General features: G+C 28.3%; 12 protein-coding genes. 9 read left to right on the top strand and 3 right to left on the bottom strand.

The genetic code is table 11. The annotated features are described in order from the left end of the window. The first annotated feature begins 57 nt into the window (after positions 1–57). From KPL37_RS18260 to KPL37_RS18235, 6 genes are all read left to right on the top strand, one after another. On the top strand, positions 58–1,143 hold the full coding sequence (locus KPL37_RS18260) for a DUF6198 family protein (protein ID WP_343216306.1): 1,086 nt from the start codon (positions 58–60) through the stop codon (positions 1,141–1,143). A 207-nt stretch (positions 1,144–1,350) separates the two neighbouring features. Further along, positions 1,351–3,417, top strand: a complete 2,067-nt coding sequence (locus KPL37_RS18255; protein WP_216151509.1) for a methyl-accepting chemotaxis protein — start codon at positions 1,351–1,353, stop codon at positions 3,415–3,417. 25 nt (positions 3,418–3,442) lie between these two features. Continuing rightward, positions 3,443–3,805, top strand: coding sequence for a YccF domain-containing protein (locus KPL37_RS18250; RefSeq protein ID WP_216151508.1), 363 nt, complete (start codon positions 3,443–3,445; stop codon positions 3,803–3,805). A gap of 212 nt (positions 3,806–4,017) precedes the next feature. After that, a complete protein-coding gene (locus KPL37_RS18245) occupies positions 4,018–4,965 on the top strand; it encodes a PGN_0703 family putative restriction endonuclease (protein WP_216151507.1) in 948 nt (315 codons plus the stop codon). Positions 4,966–5,201: 236 nt separating this feature from the next. Further along, positions 5,202–5,693 carry a pyridoxamine 5'-phosphate oxidase family protein gene (locus tag KPL37_RS18240; protein ID WP_216151506.1) on the top strand — a complete coding sequence of 164 codons (492 nt, stop codon included), beginning with the start codon at positions 5,202–5,204 and terminating at the stop codon, positions 5,691–5,693. A gap of 176 nt (positions 5,694–5,869) precedes the next feature. Then, complete coding sequence (locus KPL37_RS18235) at positions 5,870–6,034, top strand: hypothetical protein (protein WP_216151505.1); 165 nt, start codon at positions 5,870–5,872, stop codon at positions 6,032–6,034. A gap of 139 nt (positions 6,035–6,173) precedes the next feature. Here the strand turns inward: KPL37_RS18235 and KPL37_RS18230 are convergent, their stop codons facing one another. Together KPL37_RS18230 and KPL37_RS18225 are read right to left on the bottom strand one after the other, a co-directional pair. Next, positions 6,174–6,488, bottom strand: a complete 315-nt coding sequence (locus tag KPL37_RS18230) for a DMT family transporter (RefSeq protein ID WP_216151504.1) — start codon at positions 6,486–6,488, stop codon at positions 6,174–6,176. A gap of 3 nt (positions 6,489–6,491) precedes the next feature. Next, positions 6,492–6,830, bottom strand: coding sequence for a DMT family transporter (locus tag KPL37_RS18225; RefSeq protein WP_216151503.1), 339 nt, complete (start codon positions 6,828–6,830; stop codon positions 6,492–6,494). A gap of 113 nt (positions 6,831–6,943) precedes the next feature. Between KPL37_RS18225 and KPL37_RS18220 the strand changes: the two genes are divergently transcribed. Next, a complete protein-coding gene (locus tag KPL37_RS18220) occupies positions 6,944–7,768 on the top strand; it encodes a MerR family transcriptional regulator (RefSeq protein ID WP_216151502.1) in 825 nt (274 codons plus the stop codon). A 214-nt stretch (positions 7,769–7,982) separates the two neighbouring features. Here KPL37_RS18220 and KPL37_RS18215 read toward each other — a convergent pair whose 3' ends face one another. Continuing rightward, positions 7,983–8,321: a hypothetical protein gene (locus tag KPL37_RS18215; protein WP_216151501.1), complete on the bottom strand. Its 339-nt coding sequence runs from the start codon at positions 8,319–8,321 to the stop codon at positions 7,983–7,985. Between the two features lie 571 nt (positions 8,322–8,892). Here KPL37_RS18215 and KPL37_RS18210 point away from each other — a divergent pair. After that, positions 8,893–9,108: a hypothetical protein gene (locus KPL37_RS18210; protein ID WP_216151500.1), complete on the top strand. Its 216-nt coding sequence runs from the start codon at positions 8,893–8,895 to the stop codon at positions 9,106–9,108. After that, positions 9,098–9,292 (top strand): helix-turn-helix transcriptional regulator, encoded by a 195-nt coding sequence (locus KPL37_RS18205; protein WP_216151511.1) that lies wholly within the window; start codon positions 9,098–9,100, stop codon positions 9,290–9,292. Before KPL37_RS18210 ends, KPL37_RS18205 begins: the two co-directional genes overlap by 11 nt. The last annotated feature ends 385 nt before the right edge of the window (positions 9,293–9,677 follow it).

Raw genomic sequence — 9,677 nt, 5'->3', positions numbered from 1 at the left:
AATAAATAATTTTTAGTTTTGCCAGGAGCCGTATGCGAGGTCCGCACGTACGGTTCTGTGAGAGGAAAGAAGTCGGAAATTTATTACCGACTTTTACCTACTCGATTATTTGCCTATTTTACCGATTTTACTATGGGATTGTTATCATGGATAAGTGTGACTAGTTATCCTGCTCAAATAGGATTATTTGTACTTAGTTGTTTAATTCTTGCTCTTGGAGTTAGTATGGAAGTAACTGCTGATGTTGTTATGATGGCTGGTGAAGGAGTAGTTAGTGCCATCTCAATAGTTACGAAGAAGGAATTTGGAAAATTAAAAGTAGCTTTCGATGTTACACTTGTAATTTGTGGTTTTGTTTTTTCGTTTATTCTTTTTCATCGACTAAATGGAATAAGAGAAGGAACAGTTTTAGCTGCTTTATTAGTTGGAACCCTCGTTCGTTTAATAAATAAGCGTTTGAGTTTCATGGATGCTGTATTTAAAGATAAATCGGTAACTGTTAATACTAGTCAAGGTTTATCAACTGATCAAAACATTCATCCACTAGTAGTGACAATTAGTCGTGAATATGGTAGTAGAGGGCGTAACATTGGTAAAAAAATAGCAAAAGATTTAGGTATTTCTTTCTACGACATGCAGTTATTAAAAACAGCTGCCGAAGAAACAGGACTTTCTGAAAAATTTATTGCAGAAAATGATCAATTTGTTCCAAATTTGTTGTTAAATCAGTTATTATCTCAAGGATATGCCTTTTCTAAAAAGGAGAAAGATCCTCTAAATGCTATCTACGAATCAGAAAAAAGGTCTATTATGAAGCTTGCAAATACAGAATCTTGTGTAATTATGGAACATTGTTCCGATTCAATTTTAGCTGATTACCCAAGCTGTTTCCATGTGTTTATTCATGCAGATAAAGCAAGTAGAATGAAGCGTATTCAATATGAATATGGAATATCAGAAAAAAATGTGGAAGAAACGCTAAACAAAACTGATAGGGCAAGAGAAACATATTATCAAATCTATTCGGAACGTAGATGGGGACGTATTAAGAACTATGATTTAACGGTTAACAGTGCAGTCTTTGGACTAGAAAAAACCACTAAATTAATTGAAGAAGCAATTAAAGCAAAAGAAGCTTCATAGAAAAACTGAAAAACTATTTAAAGAAAACAGCCACTAAAAATTAAATTTTAGTGGCTGTTTTTAAATATGTTGATTAATTGTAGTAGAATAAATTTATTATATTAAGGCATCTCTAAAGACAACATAAAGTTAAAATAAGTTTATCCGATAATTTAATGGGAACATAATTCAAATAATATAAAAACTGAGGAGATGACAAAATTAACAATGGGAAAAAATATAAAAATTATAAAGGCTAAAAGCATTAAGAACCTAATACTTATTTCTATTTTACCAGTAGTATTAATATCATTAGTGATAATTGGAATTTTTTCTATTTATACTTCTAAAAAACTCATAACTACTGAAATTGAAAATAGAATGAACCATCAGTTACAAGAAAATATTAATTTAATAGATAAAGATATGCAAAAGCATGCTCAAATATCAGTTGATTTAGGAAAATTTATTGGAACTAGTAGATTGCAATTAAACAAGGTAACGATTATTAAAACTCAGAAAGAAGTACTTTCTACTAATAAAGACACATTGGGAGTGGGAGTTTGGTTTGAACCATATAAATATAAGAAAGATGTAAAATATTTTGGACCTTATGCATACAAAGAAGCAGGAGATTTAAAGGTAACTGAGGAGTATGCTACGAAGCAGTACAATTACCCAGGGCAACCGTGGTATACTATAGGTAAAAATATTGAAAAAAATATTGCTTGGCAGGAACCTTACTATGATGACACTTTAAAAATGACTATGCTAACAACAACTGCACCAATATATGATAATAAAAACTTTTTAGGTGTAGTAACTGCTGACATGAGTTTAAAAACGATACAAGAAAATATTAAAAATATAAAAGTAGGTCAGACAGGAAAAGCAATGTTACTAGGAAAAGATGGAACATATTTGGCAGGTGTTTCTGAAAAATTAGCTATGAAGGGTAAGATAACAGAAGATAAAAATACAAGTATAGCAAAGCTAGGAAAAAATATTTTACAAAATAAAGAGGGTATGTCTTATTTTGAAGATGAGAATGGTGAAAATCTTGTATATTACAAACAGATTCCAGAACTAGGTTGGAATTTAGTTCTATCAATTCCACAAAAGGAACTTTATGCTCCGATTAATAAACTATTGATTAATATGATTTTGTTAATTCTAATTACTTGTGTATTGGTGGTATTTGCAGTTAATGTATTTAGTAGATACCTCACTAAAAATGTTAAAGAAGTAAATGATCTTTCACATGCAATTGCTGAGGGAGATTTGACTCAAACATTAAATGTTAGAAGTGAGAATGAACTGGGATCAATGGGAAACAATTTAAATAGAATGAACAATAATTTAAGAGAAATAGTTAAGAAAGTTACTGAAAGTTTAGAACAAGTAGTAGCAACGTCAGAAGAACTTACCGCAAGTTCTGATCAAACACAACAATCCGCAGAGCAGGTTTCTCTAGCTATTCAACAGGTAGCACTTGGCAGTGGGCAGCAGGTTACTATAACTAATGATACAACAAAAATTGCAAAAGAAATATTTACAGGCATGGAACAAATATCAAATAACGTACAAACAGTAACAAATATTTCCTTAGAATCCTTTAAGAGGGCAGAAAAAGGCAATAATGTAGTACATTCTGCGATAGAACAAATGAATGATATTAGCGACAAAGTAGAGATGTCATCAAAGGCTGTCTCAATACTTGGAGACAAATCAAAAGAAATAGGAAGTATAGTATCATTAATAACTTCTATTGCTGGTCAGACAAATTTATTAGCATTAAATGCAGCTATTGAAGCAGCGAGAGCTGGTGAGCAGGGCAAGGGCTTTGCTGTAGTAGCGGATGAAGTTAGAAAGTTGGCAGAGCAATCTGCATCAGCGACTGGTAATATATCAAGCTTAATAAATGAAATACAAAAGGAAATTGTAAATGCTATTAAAGCTATGGATAATGGTACAATTGCAGTTAAGGATGGTATAGACATGGTTAATCAGGCAGGAAAGTCTTTTGAGGAAATATTAGAGGATATAAATTATATAGCTTCCCAAATGCAAGATGTGTCTGCAGTGACAGAAGAAATAAGTGCAGGGTCGCAGAATATGGTAGGAACCATTGAGAATGTTGCAAAGATTTCTATTGAGTCTTCAGAAAATGCTGAAAATGTAGTAGCAGCTTCGCAGGAACAGACAGCACTAATGAAAGAAGTGGCAAATGCTGCTGAAAACTTAACACAAATGGCCGTGGAACTTCAAAGTTTAATGAGCAATTTTAGGTTATAGTATAAAGATAAAATGGAGGTGGATAATGAATTTTATAGGTAATATTATTTGGCTGTTATTTGGTGGAATTATTGCAGCTATAGCATGGTTTTTAGCAGGTCTAATTTTGTGTGTTACAATTATTGGAATACCATTCGGTATTCAATGTTTTAAAATTTCCACATTTGTATTATGGCCTTTTGGAAAGGAAATAGAGATTGGTGATTTTGGAGTTGGAGGATTAATTTTTAATATTATCTGGTTAATTGTTTTCGGATGGGAGTTTGCCATAGCACATCTTATTACAGGTGTAGTTTTTTGTATAACAATTGTAGGTATACCATTTGGGATTCAGCATTTTAAATTTGCTAAACTTGGGATTATTCCCTTTGGAGCGAAAATGCATTAGTCATGAATTACCTTTCACATATAGTATAGGGTTGCAGAAATGCAGCCCTTATTTTTGATTGAAATATACATGTTCTTAATGTTAAATAATGTTGAATAATGTAAATAGACTACTGTATCCGGATTTTATTTTTTAGATTATAAGCTATATTGGTATTATTGAATATTTAAGTAATATATATTAATATATAGAAAAATAGGGAGATGATCTTGGTGGACACTAAAATAAAAGATGATATAATAAAAAGGTTTAGTGAGATAGATAATACTAAAAATATAATAGGTGACCAAGGCATAGATTTGCATGATTTCCAAACTAAAGTTAAAGACCATTTAGGCGATTACAAAAGAAGTGTACTCAATATTTTAGAGGATGGTATATATAACTACAAAAACAAACAAATTCCATATGGGTACATTCTTCACAAAGATAAATATAAATTGAATATTATAGAAAAGTACAGGAGTTCTTTTTTTCATTCTGGTTATTACAAAAGAATAACGTTACATAAATATTTTCATCATTTGAATTCATCCCAAGCAATGTGTATTAATTTCTTTTATCCGTTAATTGAAGAAAATTTATTGGAATCAATTTTAAACATTATGGGAATTAAAGGTGAAATTAATTATAATTATAATGATATATGTTTTGAAAAAGTATCTAAAATAGAAACAAATGTAGGCAAAAAAACTAATTTTGATTTTTATATGAAATTAGATTCAGGCATTAAAATATATTTTGAAATAAAATACACAGAAAATGGATTTGGAAAAATTAAGAAGGATAAGGAGCATAAAGTGTATAAAGACCATAAAAAAAAGTTTTATGATATATATATGCCATTAATTAAGAATAATCCTGCTATAAAGGAAAGCTTTAAAACAGAAGAAAAATTTTTAAACAACTATCAAGTGATGAGAAATATTGCACACATATCAAAGGATAGTTATGTTATATTTATATATCCAAAAGAAAACAAGGGTATTAGTAAAGTAGCATTGTCTGCGAGAGAAGAGATTATAGAAAAAGAATGGGAAAATCATTTGATTTTATTCACATGGGAGGGCCTAGTTGAACAATTAGGTTATAGCTTAAAATCTAAAGAAATAAGTGATTATTATAATAATGAGTTTAGTTACAAATACCTTAAATATTAATCTGAAATTTAAGTAGATAGATTAGGCATAAAAACTTCAAGAGTATATTCTTGAAGTTTTGTTTTGCCTATTTCTACAAAGATTACAGGAAACAATAGTGTAATGGGAAAGGCTATTAATCATTTAAAAAGAAATTTTAATATACTTAATTTATGGTAATTATGGTATCATATATATTATATTTATAGAAATATTTGTAGGAGATATGTCGTAACACTATAGGAGGGTGTGCAATTATGTTCAGAGAAATGAGAAGAAAAAATCAATTATTGTCCAAAGAAGAAACAATTGGAATTTTACAGGCGTGTACATCTGGAGTTTTAGGCGTAATAGGGGATGATGATTACCCATATACCATTCCAGTAAGTTATGCTTATAAAGACGGAAAACTATTTTTTCATGGTGCAAAAGAAGGGCATAAGATTGACAGCATAAAAAGGAATGATAAGGTTACATTTTGTGTCATAGAAAAAGACGAAGTGATACAAAAAACTTTTACTACCCATTTTCGTAGTGTGTCTGTTTTTGGTAGAGCAAAGATTCTTACAGAAGATGACGAAAGGAAATATGCTATTGATAGTTTAGTTGAAAAATATTCACCTGACTATATTAAAGAAGGACAGCGAGAAATTGAAAGTGGATGGAATAGAGTATGTTTACTTGAAATTAAAATCGAACATATAACAGGTAAAGCAGCTATAGAAATCGTGAATAATAGTCATAATTAAAAGGAATATAGTGGAAGAATCCAGAAAGAGTGTTAGTAGAATGTTTTAAAAGTATTTATTAGTTGTTATATATAATATATTATTATTTTAGTATTAATTATTATATTTTAAGGATGATATATAAAAGGTAAAAGTATTTTGGAAGCTAATAGTACAATATATTGGGGGTAATGTTATTGGAATTAGAGGATAAACACCAGAGAGTAATAGATGAGATTATGAAATATAAAGAATTATTAGATAATAGAATTATAACAGAAGAAGAGTTTTCTATTTGCAAAAAAGCAAAGGCATTCAAGATAATTTTCATTATATTGTATGCCTTTATAACACTCATTTAATTATTTGGTTTTCTTCCTTTTCTTTATCTTCTTCAATTCCCTTATCAAGTAATTTAGGCAAAATAGTGTTATTAAAAACGACTGCTAAAACCATTACTACAATAACAAACACTATAATAATTTCAGCTTATTAGTTTACTTATGTTGTTAATTTCAAGCCTATTACTCCAATTAAAATCATACCTATACATAAAATTCTCTTAAAATCCATTGATTCACCATGAAAGATCATACCTACAAGAGTCCCTCCTACAGTTCCAATTCCTGTCCAAATTGCATAAGAAAGTCCCATAGGAAGAGCTTTCATTGCTAATGACAAAAAAATAAAACTTAATATAAATCCAGCAAATAACCTTATATAAGACTGTATATTTTTATATTTTTTAACTCTATTCATACTATCAACACCAATTACTTCAAAGCAACCAGAAAAAATAAGAAATATCCACTCCATATGTTAATTTTCTCCTTTCTTATCTGATTTTGGTGTAACAAGCTTTAATCCTAATATTCCTGTCAAGAGTACGATAATAAAAAATATTTTGTTCCAATTAAAAGTTTCATTGAAATAAAGCATTCCAACTAAAACTGTACCTACTGTTCCTATTCCTGTAAAAACAGCATAAGCCGTTGCAACTGGCACTTCTTTTATAGCCTCAAACAACAATAAAAATGATAAGCAAATAAGCCCTCCAACTCCAATCAAACTGATAAAACTATTTGAGTGTTTCAACCCTATAGCCCAAAGTACTTCTATAATTCCTGCAAAAATTATAAATATCCAATTTCTAGTCATTAAATAGCGCTCCTTTAATATATCTATATTTCATACTTCACATTGAAGTATGATTTCATATTTCATATAATAGAGTGTAGTGTTACACGATAGTCAATAGGAGGTTTCATTTTATGAATAAAAATCAGAAAAAATATTTTTCAACCGGTGAATTTGCAAAAATTGTTGGTGTTACAAAGCATACGCTTTTTTACTATGATAAATTAGGAATATTTTCTCCCAAAATAAAAGAAGAAAATGAATATAGATATTATTCTGCTTTTCAAGTTGAACCTTTTTTTGTTATATCTGCATTAAAGGAATTAGGAATGCCATTAAAAGAAATCAAAGCATATTTAGACATAAGGAATCCAAAAGAACTGATATCCCTTCTAAATAGTCAACATAAAAAAATAGATAAAGAAATTAATAGACTCGTTGCTATAAAAGATTTAATTTCTCAGAAAATAAAAACAACTAACTCTCTATTTAATATAAATGACGAAAAAATCTTTATAATAAAGGAAGAAAAAGAATTACATTTCATTTCCAGTGCACTTCCAAGTTTAGATTATGAAAATATACCTTTATCTTTTGCAAAGCATATAAAATGCTGTACTGAAAATAATATTATCTCTCCGTTCTCTGTTGGGCAAATGCTTAGTCTAAAAAATGTAAAGGAAGCAAATTATAATTTATATAGTTTTTTTTATACCAAAATTTCAGTTCCATTGACTGAGTATAATCTCTATACCAAAGAGGAAGGCAACTATTTAACGGCTTACCATACAACTGGACATGACTCAATAGTAGAAACTTATTTAAAAATTCTTGAATTCGCTAATAAAAATACATTAATTTTAAGTGACTATTTTTTTGAAGATGTGATTTTAGATGAATTGTCCGTACCTGGATATGAAAACTTTGTTATAAAAACTTCTATTTTAATTAAAGAGTAACTATTAACAGGTGTCATATAATGATATTAAATTAGTTTTTAATAATACGCAATAATATGTAGTTATATTAATTTGTTTTATTTATTAAGTGTGTATTGATGTTCTGAAAGTAACACAATACCAATTGAGTTACTTTCACTTTGTTGCTATTAGGCATTTAAAACAATTTGTAAACATATTGATATATATTGAAAAGGAAAGGCATATTAATATTTTATTCTCTTATATGTTTTGATATAGTAATAACTATGAATCGTATTGCTACAACTAGTCCTAATAGGCACAATAATATTATTATAGTGCTATTACCTTGTGCAATTCTATTAGCATTAATTAAAAGTATTGCAGCAATTATTGCAAGAATTATATTAGTTATTCCAAGTAATTTAGTTGTTCTAGAAAAATTTCTAGATAAGGCTTCTCTTATGTTTTTATTATTAAGTGTCGTTTTTATTGAAAATTCAAGTAATGTTTTACTTGTGTTACTTATTAAATTTATACCTTCCAATATTTTTGCTATCAAAATTATCATTATTATTGTCTGTAAATACATTTAGCACCCCTCGCTTTATTTGAAAATTAATTTGTCTTACATAAATAAAATATTTATTTTTAGCATTAATTTTCACTACATGTTTAATTTAAAAAATAAGACCCCAAAAGTATTGTAAATATACTTTAGTTTTAAGGCGCACATTCTAAGTAAATATCCATAATAATATAAAAATAACATTTTTAATAAAAGGGCAACGTCATCTAGAGTAAAGGTGGCTTTTTCCTTTTGGTTCACTATGAATGATAGCTACCAATGCAGATTTATCTATTAGAATCCCTCCTCACCTCATAATTAATTGTAAATTTAACCTAACTATACCATAATACCTATAAATTAAATGGTAGTATAGCACTTTGCCTAAAATTGTTATGCTTAAAAAACATATAAATTCTCTCTAAATATTTTAGATGAAATATAACATAGTTGCTATTCCACAAAACTTATCATAACTTAATATAAACTATTCTTATACCACACTTAACAAAAAGTAAAATTGTATTTACATTTCGTTAGGATTAATGTTAAAATGATAATGTAAAATACTTTTTACATTATGGAGGTTATTATTATGATAAAAATGGATGAAATGGAACTAAGTATTAGTTTAAAAGCAATGAAATGGACTTTGGTTTATACAACCATATTTTTAGTTATTTGGGATATCTATGATTACACTCAAACAGGAATATTAGGAATAGGATTTATTCTTTTAATATCGCAAAATCTTGTTCTTATGGCAATTCAATCTTTTTTGAAATGGAAACTTGGAAAAAATGAAAAATAATATAAGAGAATTAAGAAAACAACTTGGATTTAGACAGGAGGATTTAGCGACTGCGCTTGGCGTTACAAGACAAACCATAAATGCGATTGAAAATGAAAAATATAATCCTACTTTGGAATTAGCTATGAACCTTTCTAAACTATTAAAAACTACGGTAGAAAAGTTATTTATACTTGAAAGTTAAAAATGTTTTGAGGATTATATTAATACTAATTAATTCTGTAAATTAAATAGTAATTTTATAGTGATATAAAGGAGCATTCCTGTTATGAATTAAAATGAACTTTGAAAAAAAGAGCACCTACTGATAAAATACAGGGTATAACAGTTCGAACTTTTATCCCTAATTTATAATTATTAGTGGAGGTACTCAATATGAATTATACACAAAATGAAAAGATAATGTCAATAACAGAAAGTACATTAGTTATAGGAATTGATATCGCAAAGCAATTTCAGTATGCGAGAAAGCCTTACCAAAAATTTAAATATAATTAAAAATAAAGTAGATCATTGGTTAGACAAATACTTTCCTGAATTTAACGATGTTTTTGCTGATTGGGAAGGTA

It is taken from the genome of Clostridium frigoris (genome assembly GCF_018861865.1).
GTDB lineage: Bacteria > Bacillota > Clostridia > Clostridiales > Clostridiaceae > Clostridium_AD > Clostridium_AD frigoris.
The sequence above is the reverse complement of the archived record's forward strand: the minus strand, read 5'-3'. Positions and strand labels throughout refer to the sequence as shown.

What these genes read in the sequence shown, in the direction of transcription:
- KPL37_RS18210 (WP_216151500.1), top strand. Translation starts at nt 8,893, where the DNA reads ATGATAAAAATGGATGAAATGGAACTAAGTATTAGTTTAAAAGCAATG.
- KPL37_RS18220 (WP_216151502.1), top strand. Translation starts at nt 6,944, where the DNA reads ATGAATAAAAATCAGAAAAAATATTTTTCAACCGGTGAATTTGCAAAA.
- KPL37_RS18205 (WP_216151511.1), top strand. Translation starts at nt 9,098, where the DNA reads ATGAAAAATAATATAAGAGAATTAAGAAAACAACTTGGATTTAGACAG.
- KPL37_RS18225 (WP_216151503.1), bottom strand. Translation starts at nt 6,830, where the DNA reads ATGACTAGAAATTGGATATTTATAATTTTTGCAGGAATTATAGAAGTA.
- KPL37_RS18240 (WP_216151506.1), top strand. Translation starts at nt 5,202, where the DNA reads ATGTTCAGAGAAATGAGAAGAAAAAATCAATTATTGTCCAAAGAAGAA.
- KPL37_RS18255 (WP_216151509.1), top strand. Translation starts at nt 1,351, where the DNA reads ATGGGAAAAAATATAAAAATTATAAAGGCTAAAAGCATTAAGAACCTA.
- KPL37_RS18230 (WP_216151504.1), bottom strand. Translation starts at nt 6,488, where the DNA reads ATGGAGTGGATATTTCTTATTTTTTCTGGTTGCTTTGAAGTAATTGGT.
- KPL37_RS18215 (WP_216151501.1), bottom strand. Translation starts at nt 8,321, where the DNA reads ATGTATTTACAGACAATAATAATGATAATTTTGATAGCAAAAATATTG.
- KPL37_RS18250 (WP_216151508.1), top strand. Translation starts at nt 3,443, where the DNA reads ATGAATTTTATAGGTAATATTATTTGGCTGTTATTTGGTGGAATTATT.